Genomic DNA, 24,115 nt, shown 5'->3' with positions numbered 1-24,115 from the left:
GACCCGACTACACAATCAATCAACGGAGACGCCCGCCATGACCCAGATCAACCGGCAGGTCCTGCTCGTTTCGCGCCCGCAAGGCGCCGCGACGACCGATAACTTCAAGCTCGTTCAAACGCCGCTCGCACCGCTCGCCGATGGCGAACTGCGCGTGCGCAACCACTATCTGTCGCTCGATCCGTACATGCGCGGCCGTATGAACGACAGCAAGTCGTACGCGCCGCCGCAGCCGCTGAACGAGGTGATGATCGGCGGTACGGTCGGCGAGGTCGTCGAATCGAAGAACCCGAAATTCTCGGCCGGCGATAAAGTGGTCGGCATGTTCGGCTGGCAGGAATACGGCACGTCGAACGGCACGAATCTGTACAAGGTCGACGATACGCACGTGCCGCTGTCGGTCTACCTCGGCTCTGTCGGCATGCCGGGCGTCACCGCGTGGTACGGAGTGAACCGGATCATCGCGCCGAAGGCCGGCGAAACGGTGGTCGTCAGCGCGGCGAGCGGCGCGGTCGGCAGTGTGGTCGGCCAGTTGGCGAAGCTCGCCGGCTGCCACGCGGTCGGTATCGCGGGCGGTGCCGACAAGTGCCGCTATGTGGTCGACACGCTCGGCTTCGATGCGTGCGTCGACTACAAGGCGGGCAATCTCTATCAGGACCTGAAAGCTGTCACGCCCAATGGCGTCGATGGCTACTTCGAGAACGTCGGCGGTGCGGTGCTCGACGCCGTGCTCGCGCGGATGAACTCGTTTGGCCGCATCGCGCTGTGCGGGATGATCGCGAACTACGACGGCGAGCCGCTGCCGCTGAAGCACCCGGCGCTGATGCTCACGCAGCGTCTGCTCGTGCAGGGCTTCATCGTCGCCGAGCACATGGACGTGTGGCCCGAGGCGCTGAAGCAGCTGGGCACGCTGGTCGCGCAGAGGAAGCTGCATTATCGCGAGACGATTGCGCAAGGGCTCGATGCTGCGCCCGAGGCGTTTTTGGGTTTGCTGAAGGGGCTTAACTTCGGGAAGCAACTGGTCAAGCTGATCTGACGCAAGCCGATCTTTGCGACGCGTGCGGCTTGCATCAATGGGAGACACGATGTTCGAATTCAACAACAAAGTCGCCGTAATCACCGGCGCAGCAAGCGGTTTCGGCCGCGCGTTCGCAGAGAAGGCTGCGTCGCTCGGCATGAAGCTCGTGCTCGCCGACGTCGACGCGGCCGCGCTCGCGCAAACCGTCGACGCGCTGCGTGCAGCCGGCGCCGATGCGATCGGTGTGCCGACCGATGTCTCCGATGCGACCCAGGTCGAGGCGCTCGCGCTCGCCGCACTCGATGCGTTCGGCAAGGTCCATCTGCTGTTCAACAACGCGGGCGTGGGCTCGGGCGGATTCGTCTGGGAAAGCAGCGCGAACGACTGGGCGTGGGTGTTCGGCGTCAACGTGATGGGCGTCGCGCACGGTGTGCGGACCTTCACGCCGATCATGCTGCGACAGGACGAACCCGCGCACATCGTCAACACGGCGTCGGTCGCCGGGTTACTGTCGCCGCCCGCGATGGGCGTCTACAACGCGTCGAAGCATGCGGTCGTGTCGCTGACCGAGACGCTGTATCACGACCTGAAGCTCACGGGCGGTCCAGTCGGCTGCTCGCTGCTGTGTCCGGCGTTCGTGCCGACCGGTATCGCCGACGCGGAGCGCAGTCGTCCCGATGCACTGCGCAACGACGCCGCGCCCACGCATTCGCAGATCACCGCGGGCAAGCAGCTGCATCGCGCGGTGCAGTCGGGCAAGCTGAGCGCCGCCGACGTCGCGGACCTCACGTTCGACGCGATCCGCGCGCGGCGCTTTTACATCGTCACGCATCCGCCGATCATGGCGACGGTCAGGCTACGTCACGAGGACATCGAGCAGCTGCGCGACCCGACCGATCCGATGTCGCTGAAGCCGGACGTGAAGACTTCGGTGTAGTGGGGGTGCTTTTATCCGGTCTCATGGCATCATACGGCGCTGTTTTTCCGCTTCCCTTCTTCATCGTGCGGCGCGCCTATGCCGCACTGAACGCCGATGCCGCTGAATCCGAAGATCGCCCAGATACTCGACATGGTCGCGCGCGCCGCGCGTCCCACCTATCCGACGCTGACTGTGCAGCAGGCCCGTGCGTCGTACGAGAAGAGCGCACCGATCCTCGAGATCGCGAGCGCGCCGACGCATGCGATCGAAGACCTCTCCGTGCCGGTGCGCGACGGCACGACGATTCGCGCGCGGCTCTATCAACCGTCCGAGCCAAGCTGGGCTGAACCGTTGCCCGCGCTCGTCTATTTTCATGGCGGCGGCTTCACGGTCGGCAGCGTCGACACGCATGACGCGCTGTGCCGGATGTTCGCGCGAGATGCGGGCTGTGCGGTGCTGTCGGTCGATTACCGGCTCGCGCCTGAATACCGCTTTCCGACCGCCGTCGACGATGCGTTCGATGCGCTCTCCTGGCTGTATACGAACGCCGCGCTATATGGCATCGACCCGGCACGGCTCGCGGTGGCGGGCGACAGTGCGGGCGGCACGCTCGCGACCGTCTGCGCAGTACTCGCGCGCGACGCGGGCATCGCGCTCGCGCTGCAACTGCTGATCTATCCGGGGACGACCGCATATCAGCAGACCGGTTCTCACACGCGGTTCGCAGAAGGCCATCTGCTGACGGCCGAAACCATCCAGTGGTTCTTCGGGCAGTACGTGCGCGACGCGAGCGATCGCGACGACTGGCGGTTTGCGCCGCTCGACGGCACGCGCGGTGAGCCGGATTTTCGCGGCGTCGCGCCTGCATGGATCGCGACCGCCGAGTACGATCCGCTCGCCGACGAAGGCGCGGCGTACGCGGAGAAGCTACAAACCGCGGGCAACGCGGTCGTGCACGTGCGCTATCACGGGATGACCCACGAGTTCTTCAAGATGGGCGGCTATGTGCCTGAGGTCGCCGGCGCGCATGCGGATGCGGCGGGTGCATTGCGCGAAGCGTTTGCGGGCCGCGGCGAGCATTAGCGCTCGACGTCGAACGCGAAGCGTCGCTCGAAATTGCCGGGACGAACGACCCGATGCGAACCGTCGTCGTCGCTGCGCTCGGCGACGCTCACACTAATCCGCGTGTTCGGCTCGCCGGGTTGCACGACGACCCGCAACGCTGTCGTGCCGCGTGTGCCGTACTCCGGCGTCTCGATAAACGCCGCCGACAATGCCCGCTCGCGTTCGAGCGGAATCCCGGTGGCCGGTAACGTGTCGTCGCGTGCGATGCGCGGGTCACGCATCAGGTCGATCAGCCGGTCGAGCGGCGCAGCGGATTCGTTGACGAGCAGCGCGTCGAGTTCGGCGCGCTTGCGTACGAGCTTCGGCCACGGCGTGTCGAGCACAGCGTTCGAGATACCGTGCGCGCCCGGTGGCAGCAGCGCCGGCTCGACGTCCCCACGATTGCAGTACCACGCAAGCTCACGCCGGGTCCAGTCGCCGACCAGCAGGTTGAAGCCGTTGTACAGATCGCCGGTGCGCGCGACGTCGTTCAGATAGTCGAGCGGCGCCTCTGCAGCACCCGTCAGATAGTTGCTGACGAGCGCGCCGCGCGTGGGCGCATCGGCGCGCATCTCGTGCGGCGCGCGGTAGTTGGTCAGCGCGGCGAAGCGGCCGTCGCGCGTCATTCCAAGCCACGTACCGCCGCCGACCAGATCGCGACCCGCCAGCAACGTCGGCGCGTCGGCCCACCATTGCAGCGGATCGGCAGTGCGGCGGAAGAATTCGTCGCGGTTCGCGGCGAGCGTGAAGAGCGCGCCGCCGTCATTGGCGTCGGCATCGGGCCGCCAGTCGAATACGATCAGGCACATCGGCGGAGCCTCCTCACGTGCACGAACGGTGTCCGCACGACAACAGATTGAACCGCGGGTTCAGACACGCCCGTCAGACTTCGGTCGGCAGCGCGTACGGCAGCGGGAGGAACGACAGCGCCGGGCCGTCGGCGGCGGCAACGTGCACCGAACCGGCCTCGAGCGCGGCGAGCTTGATCTCGACCAGCACGTCGACGCCACCCGCCGGCGCCCACGCGGCATTGACGACCATCCCGCACGGCTGGCCAGGATCGTTCGAATGGAACAGTTCGGTGCCGGGTGCGACCGCGGCGAGGTCCGCCGCGATGTTCGCGAGCGCGGTGCGTCGCTTGATCGTGCCGCGATACTGGCTGCGCGCGACGATCTCCTGTCCCGGATAGCAGCCCTTACGGAAATTCACGCCGCCGAGCACGTCGAAGTTAACCATCTGCGGGACGAATTGCTCGACGACCGGCTGCGTGATGCGCGGCTCGCCGGCGCGGATGTCGAGCCAGTCCCAGACGGCTGGCGACACCTGCTCGAGCTTGCCTTCGAACGCGGGCAGACGCGCCTCGACCTCGGCCTTCGGTCCGACCCACAGGTAGCGCAGCCGTCCTTCGGCATCGGGCACGCGGATCAGCGAGCCGGCCGGACCGTCGACCTTCACGTGCACGCCATCGGGAAGCGCATCGAACACCGACGATAGTGCGGCGCGCACGTCGCCCGCGAGACCCACGGCGAGCAGTTCGCCGGTCGCATCGACGAGCTTCGCTTTCGCGCGCAGTACGAACATCGACAGCCGCTTCTGCACCGCGGCCTGTACGTCCTTCGACAGCAGCAGGCGGATCGCGTCGCCGCTGCGCCAGACGAGGAACGATGCGAGCAGCCGGCCCTTCGCCGAGCAGTAGCCGGCGAGGCGCGCGCCTGCGCCATCGAGATGCTCGGTGTCGTTGGTGAGTTGCGCGTGCAGGAACGAGGCCGCGTCGTCGCCGGTCGTGTCGATCACACCGAACTGGTCGAGCAGCGCGTACGCGCCGCGCGTGCGCACGGCATCGAACTGGGCGTCGGCGGGGCGCGACGGCAGGGGTAGCGCGGAGGAGACGATGGCCGGGGTGCCAACGGAAGCGAGCGGGGCAGTCATGGATTTGCGGAACAGTCAATTCTGACTTTAGCTGAGGCAAGCAAGTATTATATGAGGTCCAACCCAGCCATGTTTCGCATGTCCCTCCTGAAGAAATGTCTCATCGTCGGCACGGCGCTCGTCGTGCTGGCCGCTGCCGCAACCGGCGGCGGGTATCACTGGGCTACGACGCCGCTGGTGCTTTCTCCCCCGGACCTGGACGTTACGATCAAGCCGCGCAGCAGTCTGCGAAGCGTCACGCTGCAACTGAACCGCGGCGGCGTGCCGGTCGAGTCCGAGCTGTTCGTGCTGATGACCCGGCTGCTCGGCCTGCAGAGCCAGCTGAAATCCGGTAACTACGAATTCAAGAACGGCATCACGCCGTACGACGTATTGCAGAAGATCGCGCGCGGCGACGTCAACGAATACGTGGCGACGATCATCGAGGGCTGGACCTTCCGGCGGATGCGCTCGGAACTCGACATGAACCCGGCGCTGCGCCACGATTCGGCCGGCATGACCGACGCCGATCTGCTGAAGGCGATCGGCGCGCCCGAAACGTCGACCGGCAACGGCGAAGGACTGTTCTTTCCGGATACCTATCTGTTCGACAAGAACACCAGCGATCTCGACGTGTACCGTCGTGCGTACCGGCTGATGAAACTGCGCATCGACGAAGCGTGGGCTGCGCGCGCTCAGGGGCTGCCGTACAAGACCCCGTACGAGGCGCTGACGATGGCGTCGATCGTCGAAAAGGAAACCGGCAAGGCATCCGACCGCTCACTGGTCGCCGCGGTGTTCGCGAACCGGCTGCGCATCGGTATGCCGCTGCAGACCGACCCGACCGTGATCTACGGCATGGGCGACAGCTACACCGGCCGTTTGCACAAGCGCGACCTGCAGACGGACACTCCTTACAATACGTACACCCGTACCGGCCTGCCGCCCACGCCGATCTCGCTGCCCGGAACCGCGTCGCTGCAGGCGGCGCTGAATCCGGCGCAGACCGCGGCACTCTATTTCGTGTCGCGCGGCGACGGCAGCAGCATTTTTTCTGACACGCTCGGCGATCACAACAAGGCCGTCGACAAGTACATCCGAGGTCAATGATGGCGCGGGGCAAATTCATCACGTTCGAAGGCATCGACGGCGCGGGCAAGACGACGCACCTCGCGTGGTTTCGCGAGCGCCTCGAGGCGAAGGTCGGCACGACCGGCCCCGGCGTCGTCATGACGCGCGAGCCGGGCGGCACCGCGCTCGGCGAGGCGTTGCGCGAGATCCTGCTACACCGGTCGATGGATCTCGAAACGGAAGCGTTGCTGATGTTCGCCGCCCGTCGCCAGCATCTGGCCGAAGTGATCGAGCCGGCGTTGACGCGCGGCGACTGGGTGCTGTCCGACCGTTTCAGCGACGCGACGTTCGCGTATCAGGGCGGCGGTCGCGGCCTGCCGCGCGACAAGCTCGAGACGCTCGAGCGCTGGGTGCAGGGCGGTTTTCAGCCGGACCTGACCATCCTGTTCGACGTGCCGCCGGCTACCGCGAGCGAGCGACGCAGCAGCGCGCGCGACCCGGACCGCTTCGAAAGCGAGTCGGATGCGTTTTTCACCCGAACGCGGGCCGAATACCTGCGGCGCGCGGAAGAGGCGCCGTACCGTTTCGCGATCGTCGATTCGACGCAGAGCATCGCCGCCATTCAGAATCAACTGGAGAAAATCGTCTCAACCCTTTGATTTTTCGATGATATAAAGAAAATTCAATGGTGCTGGAATAGCTCGGCCTATACACGAAGAATGACGCTCAACCCACTGATTTAAAAGATAAACGATGATTTACCCGTGGCAGATCGACGACTGGAACAAGCTTCAGCAACTGCGCGCGCACTGGCCGCATGCGCTGCTGCTGCACGGTCAGGCGGGCATCGGCAAGCTGCGCCTTGCGCAGCATCTCGCGCAGGGCATGCTGTGCGAATCGCCGCGCGATAACGGCGAGCCGTGCGGCGCGTGCGCCGCGTGCACGTGGTTCGTCCAGGGCAATCATCCGGATTACCGGATCGTGCTGCCGGAAGCGCTGGCGGCCGAATCCGGTTTCGTCGCGAGCGCCGACGACAAGGCCGAGACGAATGGCAAGGCCGACCGCGCCGATGCCGACGACGCCAAGAAGAGCCGCGCGCCGAGCAAGGAAATCCGCATCGAGCAGGTCCGTGCGCTGCTGGACTTTTGCGGCGTCGGTTCGCATCGCGGCGGCGCCCGCGTGGTGGTGCTGTACCCGGCCGAGGCGCTGAACGTCGCGGCGGCCAACGCACTGCTGAAGACGCTCGAAGAACCACCGTCCGGCGTTGTGTTCCTGATGGTTTCCGCGCGGATCGACCGGCTGCTGCCGACCATCATCAGTCGCTGCCGCCAATGGCCGCTCGCGACACCGGCACCCGCGGTGGCCGCCGCGTGGCTTGCAGAGCAAGGTATCGACGATGCGCCGGCACTGCTCGCGCAGGCCGGCGGTGCACCACTCGCCGCACTGGCGCTCGCCGCTGACGACAATCGCGTGCTGCGCGACTGGACGCTTGGGCAACTGGCCGCTGGCGCCGACTGCGACGCGTTCGCGTGTGGCGAGGCGCTGCAGAAGCTGCCGGTGCCGCTCGTGCTGGGCTGGCTGCAGCGCTGGCTGTACGACCTGCTGGCGCAGCGCACAGCAGGCACGCCGCGTTACTTTCCCGATGCGTCCGCCGCGCTCGCGCGCTGCGCCGCGCAGGTCGACGCGAGCGCGTTCGCGCGCTTCATGCGCACTGTGACACGTCAGCGTGCGGTCGAGAATCATCCGCTCAACGCGCGGCTGGTGTTCGAGGAGCTGTTCCTCGGCTATCGGGCGTTGTTCGGCTGAGCGGCTTGCGGTCTGCGGCCGGAGCAATGGGCGCAGGCCGTGATGGAATATCTCTTTCATTGACTTCATCTGCGACCATGAGCTTTTCCTACCGCGACGCGACCCTCGACGACCTGCCCGCGATCGTCGCCATCTACAACTCCACGGTGCCGTCGCGCAGCGTGACCGCCGATCTCGAACCGGTGAGCGTCGACAGCCGCATCGAGTGGTTTCACGAGCATGGCCCGGACACGCGGCCGCTGTGGGTCGTCGAGCAGGACGGGGCGGTGATCGCATGGCTGAGCTTCTCGGATTTCTACGGCCGTCCGGCGTACCGGCGCACCGCCGAGGTCAGCATCTATCTGGACGAGGCTGCACGCGGTAAAGGGCTTGGACGGCAGTTGCTCGCTGAATCGCTGGCAGCCGCGCCCAGGCTTGGCATCGACACGGTGCTAGGCTTCATCTTCGGCCACAATGAACCGAGCCTGCGCCTGTTCCGCGGCTTCGGCTTCGACGTGTGGGGCACGCTGCCGCGCGTCGCCGTGCTGGACGGCGTGGAACGCGATCTCGTGATCCTCGGGCGACGCCTCCCGGCCTGATCCTGGCCACTGCTTTCAGACTATTGCCCATCCGGTTCACCGCAGGACACCATCATGTTCGTCGACTCGCACTGCCACATCAACTTCGAAGGACTCGCCGAGCGCCTGCCGCAGGTGCTCGACAACATGCGCAGCCACGCGGTCACGCACGCGCTGTGCGTGTCAGTGGATCTCGAGACGCTGCCGTCGGTGCTCGACATCGCGCGGACGTACGAGAACGTGTACGCGTCGGTCGGCGTGCATCCGGACCACGAGGACGCGCGCGAACCGGACGTCGCGGAGCTGGTCGAGCTGGCGCAACATCCGAAGGTCGTCGCGATCGGCGAGACCGGGCTCGACTACTACCGGCTAGAAGGCCGCTCGATCGCCGACATGGAATGGCAGCGCGAACGCTTTCGCACGCACATCCGCGCCGCCCACGCGACCGGCAAGCCGCTGATCGTCCATACGCGCGCGTCGGCGGACGACACGCTGCGGATCATGGACGAGGAGCACGCGAGCGTGCCGGGCGGCGTGATGCACTGCTTCACGGAGGCGTGGCCGGTGGCCGAGCGGGCGCTCGCGCAGAACTTCCACATCTCGCTGTCGGGCATCGTCACGTTCAAGAGCGCGACCGATGTGCAGGACGTCGCGCGCCGCGTGCCGCTCGACCGGCTGCTGATCGAAACCGACTCGCCGTACCTCGCACCGGTGCCGTATCGCGGCAAGCCGAATGAACCTGCGTACGTTAGCCATGTCGGACGCTTCATCGCGCAGCAGCGCGAGATGCCGGAAGCGGACCTCGGCGCCGCGACGACGCGGAATTTCTTCCGGCTCTTCAAGATTCCGCAACCCGGTTAGCGGATTTTTATTATTTAATATTCAACAGGATAGGGAATAAACCTAAAGTAAAATATGCGAAACTATTCCAGCCAGATGTCAACGTCCCATCCCGTTCCGATGCTTTCAATCTCCATGCTTTCCGCGTCGGGCCGCCTGGGCCGCCTGGGTCGATTCGCGGCACGTACCGTCCACCTCGCGCTCGCCGGTGGTCTCGCGTGCGCGGCGCTCGGCGCGCTGCCGGCGCACGCTGCGCCTGCGGACACGATGATCAAAGCCGTGAAGTTCGACGACGTGAAGGAAGTGAACAAGCAACTGGCGAACGGCATGAACCCGAACATGACCGACGATCAGGGTATGCCGCTGCTCGTGCTCGCCGCCCGCGAAAAATCCGACAAGGTCGCGGCGGCGCTGATCGCCAATCCGAAGGCCGACATCGAGATCCAGGACAAGGCCGGCGAAAACGCGATGATGCTGGCCGCGCTGAACGACGACCTCGAACTGGTCAACCTGCTGATCTCGAAGGACGCCGAAGTCAACAAGAAGGGCTGGGCGCCGCTGCACTATGCGGCCTCGAACGGCAACGACGACATCGTGAAGGTGCTGCTCGACCATTCGGCCTATGTCGACGCTGGTTCTCCAAACGGCACGACGCCGCTGATGATGGCCGCGCGCGGTAACCACGTGTCGACGGTAAAGCTCTTGCTCGACAACGGCGCCGACCTCACGGTGAAGAGTCAGATCGGTCTTACGGCGCTCGATTTCGCGAAGCACTACAAGGCGCCGGACGTTGTCGCAGGGCTCACCGCACGCCTCCAGCAAATGCAGAACCAGGCACCGGCGGCCCCGCAAAACAGTGCAAAATAACGGGTGCAGCGCGCCGGTGTCCAGCCGGCCGCGCGGCCGGACGCGGCACGAGACCGCCCGACAACCGCTTGCTCACATGAAAGGAACACCATGCTGCGGGTTTTGATTTGCGCGAGCGCGCTGGCCATCCCATTGTCGGCAGCCGCGTTTACCGCGAGCGACCTCAACAAGCTGTGCACGAAGACCGACGTGGCGTCGCGAAGCGCGTGCGCGGCCTACATCGAAGGCGCGGCCGACGGTGTCTTCAATACGATCGATGCGATCGGCGGAACGACGGGGCCGCGCGTCGGACAGTACTTCTGCCTGCCGCCCGAGGCCCGCTCGCAACAGCTGACCGATGCGGTGCGCCGCTACATCGCGGAGAATCCGAACGTCGCCGGCTACAACGCGAGCACTGCGATTTCGCTCGGCCTCGGCAAGGCGTTCCCGTGCAGGACGGGCGGCTGACCGCGGTCTGACCGGCCGGCGCACGCGGGCTGCGCGATGTGCCCGATCACTGGTTTCGGGCACGTCGCATCGGGCTCGCCGATGTGCCACGGCGTATCGAATCACCGTTGCCGTCGTCCCCGCGTAGCACCATTCCCGCCCGTCGCGGGCCGCCTCGTTTCCTTGCCATTCACGAAGAAAACGCCTGTCATGCTGACCACCGACGACCTCGCCCGCATCGCCGACGCGCCGCTCCATACGTGGCCCGGTGCGATCGTCGTGTCCGTGCTGGTACTTGCATTCGCCGTCGCGCTGCACCGCGTCGGCGCGCGCATTCTGATGCGCATCGCGCGGCCGTATCCGCTGATGACGGTGATCCTGCGCTACATCAATCAACCTGCACTCGCGGTGCTGGCGATCCTCGGGCTCGAGTTCATCTGGTGGGAAGCGCCCGACGCGCTGCCCGTGATCGGTCCGCTGCGCGACGTCGCAGCGATCGCGCTGATCGGCGTGCTGACGTGGCTGTCGGTGCGCTCGGCTGCGGCGATCGGCGAGGCGATTATCCAGGCCCATCCGCTCGATACCGCCGACAACCTGCAGGCCCGTCGAATCCACACGCAGGCGCGCGTGCTTGCGCGCTCGGTGATGGTCGTCATCGTGATCGTCGGGATCGGCGGTGCGCTGATGACGTTTCCGAACGTCCGGCAGATCGGCGCAAGCCTGCTGGCGTCGGCGGGCGTTGCCGGTCTGGTCGCCGGTATTGCCGCGCGGCCGGTGCTCGGCAATCTGATCGCCGGGCTGCAGATCGCGCTGTCGCAGCCCATTCGTCTCGACGACGTCGTCGTCATCCAGGGCGAGTGGGGGCGCATCGAGGAGATCACCGGCACGTACGTGTCGGTGCGTCTGTGGGACTTGCGCCGGCTGATCGTGCCGCTGCAGTGGTTCATCGAAAACCCGTTCGCGAACTGGACCCGCAACGATTCGCAGATCATCGGCACGGTGTTCCTGTACGTCGACTACCGGATGCCGCTCGCGCCGCTGCGCGAAGAACTCGGACGCCTCGTCGAAGCGGCGCCCGAATGGGACCGCCGCGTGCAGGTGCTGCAGGTCACCGACGCGACCGATCGCGCGCTGCAACTGCGGGTGCTCGTCAGCTCGGCGGATTCGGGGCTGAACTGGGATCTGCGCTGTCGCGTGCGCGAAGGGCTGCTGACGTTCGTGCAGACGCACTATCCGCAGTATCTGCCGCGGGCGCGCGCCGAGGTGTCGGCGGAACTGGAGAACGTACCGGGCACGCTCGACTGGCTGCCTTCGCACGCGCCCGCGTCGAGCACGGCGGCGCATACGGCAGCCGATCCGGTCGCAAGCCGGGGCGGACCGCGTGCGGCAACGGATCGAACAACTGAGCGCACGACCGGCGGTGCAACCGATCCTGCGGGCGGACGGTCGAACTGACTGGAACAGACTCGAAGTGACAGGCGCCACCCGCGGCGCACCGCATCGAACGAATCCGCAGGAGAGCGTCCATGGGCCGACTGATCGTCGTATCGAACCGCGTCGCCACGCCGACTGAAACCAAAGGGTCCGCAGGCGGCCTGGCGGTCGGCGTATTCGGTGCGCTGAAAGACACGGGCGGCGTATGGTTCGGCTGGAGCGGCGACGTGGTCAGCGAAACGGTCGCGCATGCAGGCCCGACGCTCGAACAGGACGGCCGCGTGACGTTCGCGACGATCGGCCTCACACGCAAGGACTACGACCAGTACTACCGCGGCTTCTCGAACGCGACGCTGTGGCCGGTCTTCCACTATCGCAACGACCTCGCGCGCTACGAGCGCGACGAATACGCGGGCTACCGGCGCGTCAACGCATGGCTCGCGCACAAGCTGATCAAGCTGCTCGAACCCGACGACATCATCTGGGTCCACGACTATCACCTGATTCCGTTCGCCGAAGCGCTGCGCTCGGAAGGCGTGACCAACCGCATCGGTTTTTTCCTGCACATCCCGTTTCCGGCGCCGCAGATCCTGTTCAGCATTCCGCCGCACGAGGAACTCGTGAAGTCGCTGTGCTGCTTCGATCTGCTGGGTTTCCAGACCGCCACCGACCAGCTCGCGTTTCACGATTACGTGACGCGCTACGGCCGCGGCACGGTGTCGCCCGACGGGCACGTCGATGCATTTGGCCGCACGCTGCGCACCGGCGTGTACCGGATCGGCATATTCCCCGACGAAATCGCCGAACAGGCGCAGCGCTATGAAAGCCGTCAACACGTGCTCGACCTGAAGCAGAGCCTCGAGGGGCGCAAGCTGATCATGAGCGTCGACCGGCTCGACTATTCGAAGGGGCTCGTCGAACGGTTCCGCGCGTTCGAACAGTTGCTGGAGCGCTCGCCGGAGTGGCGCGGCAACGTAACGCTCGTACAGATTGCGCCGCCGACGCGCTCCGACGTCGAGACGTATCAGCAGATCCGCCAGGAGCTCGAAGGCGAGGCGGGGCGGATCAACGGTCGTTACTCAGGGCTCGACTACACGCCGATCCGCTACCTGAACCAGCGCTACGATCGCTGGAAATTGATGTCGCTATTCCGCGAATCGCAGATCGGCTTCGTGACGCCGCTGCACGACGGCATGAACCTGGTCGCGAAGGAATACGTCGCCGCACAGAATCCGGACGATCCGGGCGTGCTCGTACTGTCGATCTTCGCAGGTGCCGCCGCCGAATTGACCGGTTCGCTGCTCGTCAATCCGCACGACGCGCTCGGCACGTGCGAAGCACTGCAGATCGCGTTGTCGATGCCGCTTGCCGAACGTCAGCGGCGCTACCGGATCAACATGGACGCGCTGCGCGAGAACGATCTTGGCAAATGGCGCGACTCGTTCCTGCGCGATCTGCGCAGCGTGCCCGCGGGTGTTGCCGCCGATCGCAGAGGGCGTTGATGATGCCCGGGATCGCGCGCACGTTCATGTTCGCGATCGAGGGGTGCTCATGCTGACGACGCTCGCCATCGCCGGCTACCGCTCGCTGCGCGATCTGATCGTGCCGCTCGGCAAGCTCAACATCGTGACCGGGCCAAACGGCAGCGGCAAGTCGAGCGTGTATCGCGCGCTGCGGCTGCTCGCGATGACTGCGCGCGGCGGCGTGATTCCGTCGCTGGCGCGCGAGGGCGGTCTGCAGTCCACGCTATGGGCCGGCCCCGAGCGCTTCTCCAGCGCGATGCTGACCGGCGCGCAGCCGGTGCAGAGCACGCGCCGCAGCGAACCCGTGAGCGTCCGGCTCGGCTTTGCCGGTGACTCCTTCGGCTATGCGATCGATCTCGGGCTGCCGATCGTGAAACCCGGTACATCGGAGTTTTTGCTCGACCCGGTGATCAAGCGCGAATCCATCTGGAGCGGGCCGGTGCTGCGCCCGTCCGCGCTGCTGGTGGACCGGCAGGGCGCGGTCCTGCGCGCCCGCGACGTGGAAGGCGAATGGCAGACCGTGGCGCAGCCCGTCGCGAGTTTCGACAGCATGATGACCGAGTTCTCCGATCCGCGAAGCGCGCCGGAGATGATCGCGGTGCGCGAGCAGATCCGCTCGTGGCGTTTCTACGATCACTTTCGCACCGATGCGGAGGCGCCCGTGCGGTTGCCGCAGATCGGCACGCACACACCCGTGCTCAGTGACGACGGCACCGATCTTGCTGCCGCGCTGCAGACGATTCGCGAAATCGGCGATGTGGCCGCGCTGGATGCTGCCATCGACGATGCGTTTCCCGGATCGCGCATCGAGATCGTCAATCACAGCGGCCGCTTCGAAGTGACAATGCATCAGCACGGACTACTGCGTCCGCTCTCCGGCGCGGAGCTGTCCGATGGCACGCTGCGCTACCTGCTGCTAATCGCCGCGCTGCTGACGCCGCGGCCACCGCAACTGCTGGTGCTGAACGAACCGGAGACGAGTCTGCATCCGGACCTGCTGCCGGCGCTCGCGCGGCTGATCGCGCAGGCGTCGCAATACTCGCAGTTACTGGTCGTGTCGCATGCAACGCGGCTCATCGCGGCGCTCGAGCGCGAAGCGGGCGGCCAGCCGATCGTGCTCGAAAAACACTTCGGCGAAACCCGTATCGCCGATGCCGACGACTTCGACATGCCGCCGTGGAAATGGCCGTCGCGTTGAGTGCGATCCTGCTGCGAACGCGAATGTTTCCTGTCTGTAACAGCACACAGGAAATGCAATCGACCGGGCTTTTTCACGGGCGTTCGAGAATAATCGCTTCATACCGTCGCGTCGCATACGGCGCTGGCCGCCTCTGCCGATGTGGTATAGCCGCATTGCCCGGCCGTCGCGGCGCTGTCATACTCGTGCGCCATACGCCGCTGTCAGCAGACGGCCGAAGCGACGGTCCGATGGTGCGGCTGCCCGATTTATAGCCGCGCCGCACGGGCCGCGACGCCGGATTCATGGAGACGCCCAATGAGAATTGCCCAGATCGCCCCGCTGACCGAATCGGTGCCGCCGAAGCTCTATGGCGGGACCGAACGCGTCGTGTCCTACATCACCGAAGCGCTCGTCGAACTCGGCCACGACGTGACGCTGTTCGCGAGTGGCGACTCGGTTACCAGCGCGAAGCTCGAAGCCGTCTGGCCGCGTGCGCTGCGGCTCGATCCGGGCATTCGCGACCGCGTCGCGCCGCACATGCTGCTGATGGAACTCGTGCGCCGCCGCGCCGACGAGTTCGACGTGCTGCATTTCCACATGGACTACTACTCGTTTTCGGTGTTCAAGCGCCAGGACACACCGTTCGTGACGACGCTGCATGGCCGGCTCGATCTGCCCGAACAGCAGCCCGTGTTCGACACGTTCAACACTGCGCCGGTGATCTCGATCTCGAATGCGCAGCGCCATCCGCTGCCGCAGGCGAAGTGGCTCACGACCGTCTATCACGGGCTACCCGAGACGCTGTACACACCGCAGCCGGTCGAGCAGAAGTACCTCGCGTTCCTCGGCCGGATCTCGCCGGAAAAGCGCGTCGATACCGCGATCCGCATCGCGGGCCGCTGCGGGATGCCGATCCGCATCGCCGCGAAGGTCGACGCCGCCGACCGCGAGTACTTCGAGCGCGACATCAAGCCATTGCTGAGCCTGCCGTATGTCGAGTACATCGGCGAGATCGCGGACGACCAGAAGGCCGCGTTCCTGTCGGGCGCGCATGCGCTGCTGTTTCCGATCGACTGGCCGGAGCCGTTCGGCCTCGTGATGATCGAATCGATGGCGTGCGGCACGCCGGTGATCGCGTTCAATCGCGGGTCGGTGCCGGAGGTACTCGACGACGGCGTGTCGGGGTTTATCGTCGAAGACGAAATCGGCGCGGTGGCCGCGGTGAACCGGTTGAACAAACTGCCGCGCGATGGCGTGCGGAAGCGCTTCGAGGAACGCTTCACGTCGCACCGGATGGCACAGCAATACGTCGAGGCTTATCAGTCGGTGATTCGCGCGCAGAAGCGCTCGCGGTTCAAGGTGATCGATACGTCGTCGAACTCGTAATCGCGATGTGCGCGGAGCGGGGAACCCGCTCCCGGCCGGCATGAAAAAACGGCGTTGCCTTCTCGGGCAGCGCCGTTTTGCTTTCCATCTCCAGCGAGACTTCGTGCGCGCCGGCATACGGGCGATCACGCCATCCGCATGGGCATGCCGGCAGCCCGCCGCCGGAGCGGGCGCCGCGTCAGATCTTCAGGCGCGACACCTTCGTGCCCGCGAGCGACAGGTCGCCCATCAGGCCGGCGTTCGTCATCACGAACACTTCGACGGGAGCCGTCGCGGTGTTGCTGTCGATCGCGCCGTTCGCGCCCATCTTCACGAGCGCCACCGACGCGTCGCCACCGACCGCCCAGCCATCTGAATTGCGGAATTTGTCGAGCGCATCCTGCGTCATGAACAGGAAGATGATCGCCTTCGACTGCGCGCCGGCCTGCAGGCCGAACGAGCCCGACGCGGTGCTGTAATAGCCGACCGTGCCGCCGCCGACCCGCAGCGAGCCTTCGCCGTACTGCCCGCCAACGATCAGGCCTGCCTGGATGACGGACGGGAACACGAGGACGCCACGCGCCTTCGACACCAGTTCGCGGGAGCCCGGAATGGTCGAGTAGAGGCGGGAAATCGTGCCGTCGACGCTGGCGTTGATCGATTGCCGCTTCGACGCGTCAGTGGACGGCGACGACTGGTCGCCGGTCGTCGTGGTACAGCCCGCGAGTGCAAGGCCTCCGAAAGCAAGTGCGGTGGTCGTCTTCAGAATGAAGTTTCGTCTTTGCATCGTTTTTTCTCCATCGTGGTTCCAGGGCAACCTGATCTGATTTGACGGGTTGATCCATTAGTTATAACACACGAAGGCAGAAAGAGCGCGCTGCCCCGTATCGCGAAAAGCCTTATGTGGCGGGCGTTTGCGGCTGATAGAAAGATTGCACGACGTAACTTTGACCGATTTCGGGGAGGCGTAAAACCGTGACAGAACTAACGGTCGTGCGCAATTTTGTGGTCAGTCGACCCGCTTTCAGCACCGCGTCTGACCCGCTGCGAAACCGCTCAAAACCGGGTGTTTTTACCGGGAAAACGACTTGCTCACTCCAATTGAAACAATCCTGAAAGCGTTGTATCAAGGCTAAAAAAGCGCGGCCGATCTCCTGAAAGCGCTCCCAAGGGCGCACGCTCAATGCGGCGCACCGCTCTTGACCGGCGGCCGGCGCAGTGCGCGGCGAATGCCGGCGATCACAAGGCCGATGCCGAACAGCACCGCGGCCGGCACTACCCAGTAGCCGACGAACGCGTGCCACAGGTAGCCGGCGAGGGTGCTGCGGCGGACGGAATATTCATTGATCGCGTCCTGCTGACGCGGCGCGTTCGCGGCGAGGACGTCGGCGGGACAGCCGGCCGCGCGCGCGTCGTCCGGCTTGCCGTGACAACGCGCGGGGGCGCCCGCGGCGCGCTGCGCATCGGTGAACTCCCAGGTGGTGAGCGCGTTCTCGAGATCGACGGTGTTATAGCTCATCTCTTCGTGGATCTCGCGGACCGCGACGATCAACACCGGCACCGCCCAGAACACGATGACGATGAGCCATCGCCTGAACCAGCGGTTTTGTCTCCATGCCATTCTTGCCTCCGTTCAATGCGCTTTGGCATCAACGACAAGACGGCGGCCCGATGGCGCATTGTTTTATGTGGGGTGGGCCGTCTCCGCAGCCATCATAGAAGAAAACCAGCCGGGGCGGGCAGGCCGGTACGGCGGCGGCGCGAGAAGCGGCGAGGCCGATGCGGGCTGGATCGTGCCGGTAGCGGCCGGGTGTGCACGACGCAACCGGCGCCGTGGCGAAGCGGACCACTCCTGACGAAACACGGGCCCGCATAACGATGCAATCGCACCGCCATGCGGGCCCGTCTCGAGCACTGATCTCAAGCCCTGGTCTCAAGTCTCGAGCAACCGCAATCAGCCCTTGTTGCTAAGGCAGGTCTTCATGAACGCCTTACGGTCGTCGCCTTTCTTGCCGGTCGCCTGGGTGTTGCACATCTTCATCTTGTCCTGCTGGCTCATCGGGCCGGACGCTGCGGCAGCGGGGGATGCGGACAGGCAGCTCTTCATGAACGCCTTGCGGTCGTCGCCTTTCTTGCCGGTCGCCTGGGTGTTGCAGGTGGCCATCTTCGATTGCTGGGTGTTTTGGGCAAAGACGGGCGCGCTGGTCAGAAGACCGCCGAGCACGAGGGCAGCGATTGCGGATTGGATTTTCATTTGACACTCCCACGGTGTTGAGAATTATTGGTAGTCGTTGCGACCGGCGTGTCGGGCAACCCAAGCCCATCGCGACGACCATTATGGCAAAGCTGTCTGCCAGAACGGCTAAATAGTTGGTTTGGTTGACACTGCGCCTGGCAGGGTATTCCCCGTCCTACGCCGGCGCGGTCTACACTGGGACGAACCTGTAGCGGTAGCGCGGAATGGATAGGCCACGTCGCGCCGCTCCCCGATCATGGAGACCCGACGATGCACTACCTGATGTTCTACGAACTCGCTGACGACTACCTCGAGCGTCGCGGCACCTATCGCGCGGAGCATCTGAAGCTCGCGTGGGAAGCAGAGGCGCGCGGCGAGATCGTGCTGGCCGGCGCGCTGGCCGATCCCGTCGACGGCGCGGTGCTGCTCTTTAGCGGCGACTCGCCCGCCGTCGCGGAAGCCTTCGCGAACGCCGATCCGTATGTCCGTGCCGGACTCGTCAAGCGATGGCACGTGCGTGCATGGACGACGGTAGTCGGAGAAGAGGCCGCGACGCCGGTACGCTGACTACGCACCACTAACAGAACGCCCAGGAACGCCTATACTTTTCGCGACACATGCACCCGCAGAAATCGCAAGGAATCCAAACGATGATGCAACCCGCATGCGACAAGAAGTCATCCAGACGATCATGTCGCGCGTGTGAAAAACGCAGTTGGACACACTGCTGAAGTCATTAATAAGTACCGTTGTACCGGCCCAACGGCAATCTCGCCGGATTCGGGCCGTTGCAGATCAGATGCACCGCAAAACCGCCGTTCCAGGCGCCTCAACTGACAGATTCGCTGCTATCGCCGCGCGTTAATCAACGCCGCGCAACGCAGTGAAACGGACAAGTTTGTTTCTTTCAGTAACACTTGTCTCTGTCATATTCATGCAAACCCTGGTGGTGGTATGCTTCGTGCACAAATTCTCCCATGCACGAGTGAGACCACGTTTTGTGCTTCGTCGTTGGGAAAGTCCGCACTAACGCTGTGCTGATTTTCGCAAACTGGCCAGAACGTATAAGCATATTGTGCAACCTGGGGCATTACGTGAATACAGACAGCATCGATATTCGCGACTGCCCCTCGCCGCGGCCAGGCCAGGCTGCGTGGAGAAACGCATGTTTTTCGATGAGCTAAGCAATGACGAATGGGTGCAGCTTTCCGCGCTCGTTTCCGATGAGCCGGCCGTCCGTCTGAACAGACGGGGTCGACCCCGAGCCGAACCGCGCATCGTGGCGAATGCGGTCCTCTGGATCCTCACAACCGGCGAACCCTGGTCGAAGCTACCGGGCCGTTATCCGTCCGGGCCGACCTGCCGGCGCCGCTTCGAAGAGTGGCAGCAAAACGGTACGTTGACCGAAATGGTCCGCCTGTTATCGCAGGGCGGCCGTACCTTCGCGTACGTCCCCGAGCCGGGCGCTCCCGTGTCCACCCCGAAGCCTGCCACCGAGGCGCAGCCGCATACACCGGCACAGCGCGACGACGGCATGCGCGGCGTGTTCTGGAAGAGTCCCGAGTCGTGGCAGACGACGTCAGCGGTCGCGCATCGCGCGCACGTGTGGCGTTCGCTCGACCCGATCGCCGATATCACACGGCAGTTGTCCGGCGATACCGCGGACGAATCGGCCGATGAAGAGCTGCGCGAAGATCGTGCTCATATTGGGAGCTCGCGCGCAATCGATTGCGAGCACCGTCCGGTATGGATGAACATGTCGTCGCGCGGCATGCAGATCGCCGATCAGCGCGGCTATGTGATCTATGTCGCCGTCGAGCAGGTACCGAACGCGATGTTCCGCGCATGGGCCGAGATCATGAAGGATGGTCACCGCGTCGAACGTTCCGGGCTGATCGGTCCGCGCTTCATGCAGGCCGACGCGGCACGCGAGTTCGCGCTGGAGTGGGCAGGCGACTGGATCGAACGTCATTGCGACACGCTCGCCGCGGTACCGGGCGCAGCTGAAGCGGTGGCGGACGCCATGAACGCGAACGGCGCGCTCACCGCGATGCCGGCCGTGCCACTGGAGTCGGTAACAGGCATGGAACCGGCAAACGACGAACGCACTTCATTGCCGTCGGTGCAGCACGCTCCGCGTACGCTGCCTGCGGTGCGCACCGTGCCGGAAGTCGTCAATCATCCGGCCAACGCCCACGTCGCTGCGTACACGAACGCATGCAGGGTCGCGCTGCGCCGCTACCCGACCAACGCAACGACCATCACCGAAGACGCAGCAGACAACGCGGCCGATCGATTCCCGAAGGCCCCAGAACTCGTCTCCCACGCGGGATGAGCACAGCAGCATCCCGCGGACGGCAGGAGACGCCGCCGCAGGTCCTGAAGAAACTACCGCAGCAGCACCTGGCTCATTGCCGTCCGTAGGTATCTTCGAAGCGCACGATGTCGTCTTCGCCCAGATACGAGCCGGACTGCACCTCGATGATTTCAAGCGGCATCTTGCCGGGATTCTCGAGTCGATGAGTGACGCCGAGCGGGATGTAGGCCGATTCGTTTTCGGAGACGATGAAGCGCTCTTCACCGCGCGTGACGAGCGCCGTGCCGCGCACGACGATCCAGTGTTCGGCGCGGTGGTGATGCATCTGCAGCGACAGGCGCGCACCCGGCTTCACGACGATGCGTTTCACCTGAAAGCGTTCGCCCGTGTCGACGGAATCGTAGTGGCCCCAGGGGCGGTGGACCTTGCGATGGTTCACCGCTTCGGAACCCGCTTCACTGCGGATCCGGCTGACGATCTTCTTCACGTCCTGCACGTGCGCCTTGTCCGCGACGAGCACCGCGTCGTCGGTTTCGACGACCACCAGGTCGCGCGTACCGACGCACGCAATCAACCGGCCTTCCGAATGCGCGAACGTCGAGTCCGCGCCTTCGAACATCACGCGGCCGCGGCCCACATTGTCATTGCTGTCTTTCGGCAGAATCTGCCAGATCGCGTCCCACGAGCCGACGTCCGACCAACCCGCCTGCAACGGCACGACGACGCCCGTGCATACCGACGTGTCGCCGCCTAGTTTCTCCATCACCGCGTAGTCGATCGAATTCGACGGCGACGCAGTGAACGCGTCGCGCTGCAGCCGGAAGAAGTCGCCGTCCGACGTGCCGCCAGTGAACGCGGTCTTGCACGCTTCGTGAATTGCCGGCTGGAAGTGGGCGATCGCGGCGAGCCACGTCGACGCGCGCATGATGAAAATGCCGCTGTTCCACCAGTATTCGTTCGATGCAACGTACCGCTGCGCGAGCTCGAGATGCGGCTTCTCGACGAAGCGATCGAGCCGGTGCGCACCAACAGTCGACACGCCCGACGTATTTCCTTCAAGCGCCTCGCCGATGCGAATGTAGCCGTAGCCGGTTTCCGCATGCGTCGGCACGATGCCCATCGTCGCGATGTGTCCGTTCGACGCGTACTGCACGCCTGCCGCGACCGCCGCATGAAAACCGGCGGTGTCGGTTACCGCGTGATCCGCGGGCATCACGACCATGATGCCGTCGCCGTCTTCCGCGACGACCGACAGCGCCGCCACCGTCAACGCGGGCGCAGTATCGCGGCCGACCGGCTCGAGAATCAGCCGGCTCGTCTTGCCGCTCGTGCGCAATTGCTCGGCGGTCGTGAAGCGATGTTCTTCGTTGCTGACGACGACGAGCCGCTCCGCGAGCGGGTGGCCCGCTTCGAGGCCATCGAGTCTGTGCGTGGTGGACTGAAGCAGCGAATCGTCGCCGAGCAGACCGATCAACTGCTTCGGATATTGCTCGCGCGACATCGGCCACAGGCGGGTGCCCGAGCCGCCGGCGAGAATCACCGGATGCACTTTCAGCTTGACGTTCTGTGACGCGGCGGTCGAAAACCGGGTGTCGGCGGTGGGCGCCGTAACCGGAGCAGTCATGGTGTACTCCTCGAGGCTGGGTCAATGCGTCGAGTTGTATCACGTCGTAAATATTCAATAAAATATCGGGGAATTTTTATCGAATGACTGGAATAAGCAAATAGCGAGGACGAGTAAGCGCGCGACGCTTTTATTTCAATCGATGCGAAAAACACGAAAATAAAAAAGCAAATAAAGCACAGAAATTTTCTGCAACATCTGCGGCAGCGCACCATCAGGGGTGGCAGCGTTTGCAACTCACACCATTTCATACGTCAGATCGACATGCGAAACACGTGAAATACCCGTCTGGCACGTCATTTGCACCCGAAAACGGTAACTCTTGCCGAACAAAATTCAGCAAAAATGGAGCAAGGATTACCGATACATTTTGAGATATTTTGCGGCCTTGCAGCGCGAATTTTAATGCCGCTTTATTTATACCTGTACAAGGGTATTCACTCATTCGGACAACGATTCCCGTACGACGCAGACAGGTAACGGAACTTGAATGACGAACTGAGGTGCGGCTCATGCTGAGCGTTTTATCGAGAATCATCGACATCGCCATGGTGGCGCTAGGCGCGTGGATCGCGTCGGCGATCCATAGCGAACAGTTCGGCTGGCTGAACGATATGCAGAGCGTCACGCTCGCGTTCAACTGCCTGCTGGTCGTCGTGTTCTTTCCGGCGCTGGGTATCTACCAGTCGTGGCGCGGCAAGCCGCTGTACGACCTCCTGTGGCGCGTGACGGGCGGCTGGGTGATGGTGGAAGGCACCGGCATCCTGATGAGCTTCAGCCTGCATCGCGCGGAGTTGCTGTCGCGGCTGTGGCTCGGTTACTGGGCGCTCGCAACGGTCGTGTTGCTGGTCGCGACGAAGGCGATCGTCTACACGGTGTTGAAGGGCCTGCGCCGCGAAGGTTTCAACCAGAAGGCGGTTGCGATCGTCGGCGGCGCGCCGTACGGGAAGTTTCTGATCGAGCAGATCCGCAGCCGGCCGGAGGCGGGTTTCAGCCCGGTCGTGGTGTTCGACGAGGACAGTCCGCGCAGCCACCACGAAGACCCGGACGCGGCCGAATCGATCGAAGGCGTGCCGGTGGAACGCGACTACGCGGAAATGATCCGGCTCGTGAGAACCCGCGCGATCCGCGAACTGTGGCTCGCGCTGCCGATTTCGAAGGAGCGCACGATTCATCGCTTCGTGATGGAGCTTCGCAACGACTTCGTGAACATCCGCTTCATCCCGGATGTGCGCAGTCTGACGCTGTTCAGCCAGCCTATGGTCGACCTGCTCGGCGTGCCCGCGATCAATCTCGCCGCGTCGCCGATCACCGATCTGCGGGTGTTGCCGAAGCGCGTGTTCGACCGGCTGTTCGCGCTCGGCGCGTTGACGGCGCTCGCACCGCTGATGCTCGTGATCGCGCTGCTGGTGAAGACGACGTCCCGGGGCCCCGTGTTCTTCCGGCAGAAGAGGAAGGGCATCGACGGCCATCAGTTCGAGATCTACAAGTTCCGCTCGATGAAGGTTCACGCGGAGACGGCAGGCAAGGTGACCCAGGCGACGCGCCACGATCCGCGCATCACGCCGGTCGGTGCGTTCCTGCGACGCACGAGCCTCGACGAGCTGCCGCAGTTCATCAACGTGCTGAAGGGCGAGATGTCGGTGGTCGGGCCGCGGCCGCATGCGCTCGAGCACGACGACATCTACAAGGATCTGGTGAAGGGCTACATGCACCGCTACCGGATCAAGCCGGGTATCACCGGCTGGGCGCAGATCAACGGCTATCGCGGCGAAACCGATCGCATCGAGAAGATGATGGGCCGCGTGAAACTCGATCTGTACTACATGCAGCACTGGACCTTCTGGCTCGACATCAAGATCGTCGCGCTGACGCTGTGGAAGGGATTCGCCGGTCGCAACGCTTATTGACCGGCTTGCC

23 protein-coding genes are annotated in these 24,115 nt (G+C 64.5%); 17 read left to right on the top strand and 6 right to left on the bottom strand.

The features are described from left to right. Positions 1-37: 37 nt before the first annotated feature. The 3 genes from ACREXZ_RS05895 (at position 38) to ACREXZ_RS05885 (ending at position 3,020) form a co-directional block, all read left to right on the top strand. On the top strand, positions 38-1,036 hold the full coding sequence (locus ACREXZ_RS05895; RefSeq protein ID WP_431763107.1) for an NADP-dependent oxidoreductase: 999 nt from the start codon (positions 38-40) through the stop codon (positions 1,034-1,036). 49 nt (positions 1,037-1,085) lie between these two features. Then, positions 1,086-1,955, top strand: coding sequence for an SDR family oxidoreductase (locus tag ACREXZ_RS05890; RefSeq protein ID WP_431763106.1), 870 nt, complete (start codon positions 1,086-1,088; stop codon positions 1,953-1,955). A 96-nt stretch (positions 1,956-2,051) separates the two neighbouring features. Next, on the top strand, positions 2,052-3,020 hold the full coding sequence (locus ACREXZ_RS05885) for an alpha/beta hydrolase (RefSeq protein ID WP_431763105.1): 969 nt from the start codon (positions 2,052-2,054) through the stop codon (positions 3,018-3,020). Here the strand turns inward: ACREXZ_RS05885 and ACREXZ_RS05880 are convergent. Both ACREXZ_RS05880 and ACREXZ_RS05875 read right to left on the bottom strand, forming a co-directional pair. Continuing rightward, a complete protein-coding gene (locus tag ACREXZ_RS05880) occupies positions 3,017-3,850 on the bottom strand; it encodes an NRDE family protein (RefSeq protein WP_431763104.1) in 834 nt (277 codons plus the stop codon). The two genes, ACREXZ_RS05885 and ACREXZ_RS05880, sit on opposite strands and share 4 nt — an antisense overlap. A gap of 73 nt (positions 3,851-3,923) precedes the next feature. Beyond that, positions 3,924-4,970, bottom strand: coding sequence for a YgfZ/GcvT domain-containing protein (locus tag ACREXZ_RS05875; protein ID WP_431763103.1), 1,047 nt, complete (start codon positions 4,968-4,970; stop codon positions 3,924-3,926). Positions 4,971-5,048: 78 nt separating this feature from the next. On the opposite strand from ACREXZ_RS05875, the gene mltG reads away from it, so the two are divergent. The 11 genes from mltG (at position 5,049) to ACREXZ_RS05820 (ending at position 16,039) form a co-directional block, all read left to right on the top strand. Next, positions 5,049-6,059, top strand: a complete 1,011-nt coding sequence (gene mltG / locus ACREXZ_RS05870) for an endolytic transglycosylase MltG (protein WP_431763102.1) — start codon at positions 5,049-5,051, stop codon at positions 6,057-6,059. Next, positions 6,059-6,679, top strand: a complete 621-nt coding sequence (gene tmk, locus ACREXZ_RS05865) for a dTMP kinase (RefSeq protein ID WP_431763101.1) — start codon at positions 6,059-6,061, stop codon at positions 6,677-6,679. The genes mltG and tmk overlap by 1 nt, the downstream gene beginning before the upstream one ends. A gap of 94 nt (positions 6,680-6,773) precedes the next feature. Continuing rightward, the gene (locus tag ACREXZ_RS05860) at positions 6,774-7,826 is read left to right on the top strand and encodes a DNA polymerase III subunit delta' (protein ID WP_431763100.1); all 1,053 of its coding nucleotides are present in this window, start codon (positions 6,774-6,776) and stop codon (positions 7,824-7,826) included. 77 nt (positions 7,827-7,903) lie between these two features. Next, the gene (locus ACREXZ_RS05855) at positions 7,904-8,404 is read left to right on the top strand and encodes an N-acetyltransferase family protein (RefSeq protein WP_431763099.1); all 501 of its coding nucleotides are present in this window, start codon (positions 7,904-7,906) and stop codon (positions 8,402-8,404) included. A gap of 54 nt (positions 8,405-8,458) precedes the next feature. Next, entirely contained in the window at positions 8,459-9,244 is a 786-nt protein-coding gene (locus ACREXZ_RS05850; RefSeq protein WP_431763098.1) for a TatD family hydrolase, read from the top strand. A gap of 114 nt (positions 9,245-9,358) precedes the next feature. Beyond that, complete coding sequence (locus tag ACREXZ_RS05845) at positions 9,359-10,090, top strand: ankyrin repeat domain-containing protein (protein ID WP_431763354.1); 732 nt, start codon at positions 9,359-9,361, stop codon at positions 10,088-10,090. 90 nt (positions 10,091-10,180) lie between these two features. Next, positions 10,181-10,537, top strand: a complete 357-nt coding sequence (locus ACREXZ_RS05840) for a Rap1a/Tai family immunity protein (protein WP_431763097.1) — start codon at positions 10,181-10,183, stop codon at positions 10,535-10,537. Between the two features lie 189 nt (positions 10,538-10,726). Continuing rightward, a complete protein-coding gene (locus tag ACREXZ_RS05835) occupies positions 10,727-11,971 on the top strand; it encodes a mechanosensitive ion channel family protein (protein WP_431763096.1) in 1,245 nt (414 codons plus the stop codon). A 71-nt stretch (positions 11,972-12,042) separates the two neighbouring features. After that, complete coding sequence (gene otsA / locus ACREXZ_RS05830; RefSeq protein ID WP_431763095.1) at positions 12,043-13,452, top strand: alpha,alpha-trehalose-phosphate synthase (UDP-forming); 1,410 nt, start codon at positions 12,043-12,045, stop codon at positions 13,450-13,452. A gap of 49 nt (positions 13,453-13,501) precedes the next feature. After that, positions 13,502-14,671, top strand: coding sequence for an AAA family ATPase (locus ACREXZ_RS05825; RefSeq protein ID WP_431763094.1), 1,170 nt, complete (start codon positions 13,502-13,504; stop codon positions 14,669-14,671). Between the two features lie 297 nt (positions 14,672-14,968). Beyond that, positions 14,969-16,039: a glycosyltransferase family 4 protein gene (locus ACREXZ_RS05820; RefSeq protein WP_431763093.1), complete on the top strand. Its 1,071-nt coding sequence runs from the start codon at positions 14,969-14,971 to the stop codon at positions 16,037-16,039. Between the two features lie 178 nt (positions 16,040-16,217). Here the strand turns inward: ACREXZ_RS05820 and ACREXZ_RS05815 are convergent, their stop codons facing one another. The 3 genes from ACREXZ_RS05815 to ACREXZ_RS05805 form a co-directional block, all read right to left on the bottom strand. Further along, the gene (locus ACREXZ_RS05815; protein WP_431763092.1) at positions 16,218-16,805 is read right to left on the bottom strand and encodes a BPSL1445 family SYLF domain-containing lipoprotein; all 588 of its coding nucleotides are present in this window, start codon (positions 16,803-16,805) and stop codon (positions 16,218-16,220) included. A 393-nt stretch (positions 16,806-17,198) separates the two neighbouring features. Beyond that, positions 17,199-17,639 carry a hypothetical protein gene (locus ACREXZ_RS05810; protein ID WP_431763091.1) on the bottom strand — a complete coding sequence of 147 codons (441 nt, stop codon included), beginning with the start codon at positions 17,637-17,639 and terminating at the stop codon, positions 17,199-17,201. 333 nt (positions 17,640-17,972) lie between these two features. After that, on the bottom strand, positions 17,973-18,272 hold the full coding sequence (locus ACREXZ_RS05805; protein WP_431763090.1) for a PsiF family protein: 300 nt from the start codon (positions 18,270-18,272) through the stop codon (positions 17,973-17,975). 252 nt (positions 18,273-18,524) lie between these two features. Here ACREXZ_RS05805 and ACREXZ_RS05800 point away from each other — a divergent pair, with 252 nt between their 5' ends. After that, positions 18,525-18,821, top strand: a complete 297-nt coding sequence (locus tag ACREXZ_RS05800; protein ID WP_431763089.1) for a YciI-like protein — start codon at positions 18,525-18,527, stop codon at positions 18,819-18,821. Between the two features lie 598 nt (positions 18,822-19,419). Then, complete coding sequence (locus ACREXZ_RS05795; protein WP_431763088.1) at positions 19,420-20,589, top strand: transposase; 1,170 nt, start codon at positions 19,420-19,422, stop codon at positions 20,587-20,589. A gap of 73 nt (positions 20,590-20,662) precedes the next feature. Here ACREXZ_RS05795 and ACREXZ_RS05790 read toward each other — a convergent pair whose 3' ends face one another. After that, the gene (locus ACREXZ_RS05790; RefSeq protein ID WP_431763087.1) at positions 20,663-22,195 is read right to left on the bottom strand and encodes a mannose-1-phosphate guanylyltransferase/mannose-6-phosphate isomerase; all 1,533 of its coding nucleotides are present in this window, start codon (positions 22,193-22,195) and stop codon (positions 20,663-20,665) included. A 512-nt stretch (positions 22,196-22,707) separates the two neighbouring features. Here ACREXZ_RS05790 and ACREXZ_RS05785 point away from each other — a divergent pair. Beyond that, complete coding sequence (locus tag ACREXZ_RS05785) at positions 22,708-24,105, top strand: undecaprenyl-phosphate glucose phosphotransferase (RefSeq protein ID WP_431763086.1); 1,398 nt, start codon at positions 22,708-22,710, stop codon at positions 24,103-24,105. The last annotated feature ends 10 nt before the right edge of the window (positions 24,106-24,115 follow it).

This window comes from Paraburkholderia sp., from assembly GCF_050742655.1.
Lineage (GTDB): Bacteria > Pseudomonadota > Gammaproteobacteria > Burkholderiales > Burkholderiaceae > Paraburkholderia.
This window is presented reverse-complemented; position numbering and strand designations above follow the sequence as displayed.

Excerpts from the sequence above, each read along its gene's own strand:
- ACREXZ_RS05895 (WP_431763107.1), top strand. The coding sequence starts at position 38 with ATGACCCAGATCAACCGGCAGGTCCTGCTCGTTTCGCGCCCGCAAGGC.
- ACREXZ_RS05890 (WP_431763106.1), top strand. The coding sequence starts at position 1,086 with ATGTTCGAATTCAACAACAAAGTCGCCGTAATCACCGGCGCAGCAAGC.
- ACREXZ_RS05885 (WP_431763105.1), top strand. The coding sequence starts at position 2,052 with ATGCCGCTGAATCCGAAGATCGCCCAGATACTCGACATGGTCGCGCGC.
- ACREXZ_RS05880 (WP_431763104.1), bottom strand. The coding sequence starts at position 3,850 with ATGTGCCTGATCGTATTCGACTGGCGGCCCGATGCCGACGCCAATGAC.
- ACREXZ_RS05875 (WP_431763103.1), bottom strand. The coding sequence starts at position 4,970 with ATGACTGCCCCGCTCGCTTCCGTTGGCACCCCGGCCATCGTCTCCTCC.
- mltG (WP_431763102.1), top strand. The coding sequence starts at position 5,049 with ATGTCCCTCCTGAAGAAATGTCTCATCGTCGGCACGGCGCTCGTCGTG.
- tmk (WP_431763101.1), top strand. The coding sequence starts at position 6,059 with ATGGCGCGGGGCAAATTCATCACGTTCGAAGGCATCGACGGCGCGGGC.
- ACREXZ_RS05860 (WP_431763100.1), top strand. The coding sequence starts at position 6,774 with ATGATTTACCCGTGGCAGATCGACGACTGGAACAAGCTTCAGCAACTG.
- ACREXZ_RS05855 (WP_431763099.1), top strand. The coding sequence starts at position 7,904 with ATGAGCTTTTCCTACCGCGACGCGACCCTCGACGACCTGCCCGCGATC.
- ACREXZ_RS05850 (WP_431763098.1), top strand. The coding sequence starts at position 8,459 with ATGTTCGTCGACTCGCACTGCCACATCAACTTCGAAGGACTCGCCGAG.
- ACREXZ_RS05845 (WP_431763354.1), top strand. The coding sequence starts at position 9,359 with ATGCTTTCCGCGTCGGGCCGCCTGGGCCGCCTGGGTCGATTCGCGGCA.
- ACREXZ_RS05840 (WP_431763097.1), top strand. The coding sequence starts at position 10,181 with ATGCTGCGGGTTTTGATTTGCGCGAGCGCGCTGGCCATCCCATTGTCG.
- ACREXZ_RS05835 (WP_431763096.1), top strand. The coding sequence starts at position 10,727 with ATGCTGACCACCGACGACCTCGCCCGCATCGCCGACGCGCCGCTCCAT.
- otsA (WP_431763095.1), top strand. The coding sequence starts at position 12,043 with ATGGGCCGACTGATCGTCGTATCGAACCGCGTCGCCACGCCGACTGAA.
- ACREXZ_RS05825 (WP_431763094.1), top strand. The coding sequence starts at position 13,502 with ATGCTGACGACGCTCGCCATCGCCGGCTACCGCTCGCTGCGCGATCTG.
- ACREXZ_RS05820 (WP_431763093.1), top strand. The coding sequence starts at position 14,969 with ATGAGAATTGCCCAGATCGCCCCGCTGACCGAATCGGTGCCGCCGAAG.
- ACREXZ_RS05815 (WP_431763092.1), bottom strand. The coding sequence starts at position 16,805 with ATGCAAAGACGAAACTTCATTCTGAAGACGACCACCGCACTTGCTTTC.
- ACREXZ_RS05810 (WP_431763091.1), bottom strand. The coding sequence starts at position 17,639 with ATGGCATGGAGACAAAACCGCTGGTTCAGGCGATGGCTCATCGTCATC.
- ACREXZ_RS05805 (WP_431763090.1), bottom strand. The coding sequence starts at position 18,272 with ATGAAAATCCAATCCGCAATCGCTGCCCTCGTGCTCGGCGGTCTTCTG.
- ACREXZ_RS05800 (WP_431763089.1), top strand. The coding sequence starts at position 18,525 with ATGCACTACCTGATGTTCTACGAACTCGCTGACGACTACCTCGAGCGT.
- ACREXZ_RS05795 (WP_431763088.1), top strand. The coding sequence starts at position 19,420 with ATGTTTTTCGATGAGCTAAGCAATGACGAATGGGTGCAGCTTTCCGCG.
- ACREXZ_RS05790 (WP_431763087.1), bottom strand. The coding sequence starts at position 22,195 with ATGACTGCTCCGGTTACGGCGCCCACCGCCGACACCCGGTTTTCGACC.
- ACREXZ_RS05785 (WP_431763086.1), top strand. The coding sequence starts at position 22,708 with ATGCTGAGCGTTTTATCGAGAATCATCGACATCGCCATGGTGGCGCTA.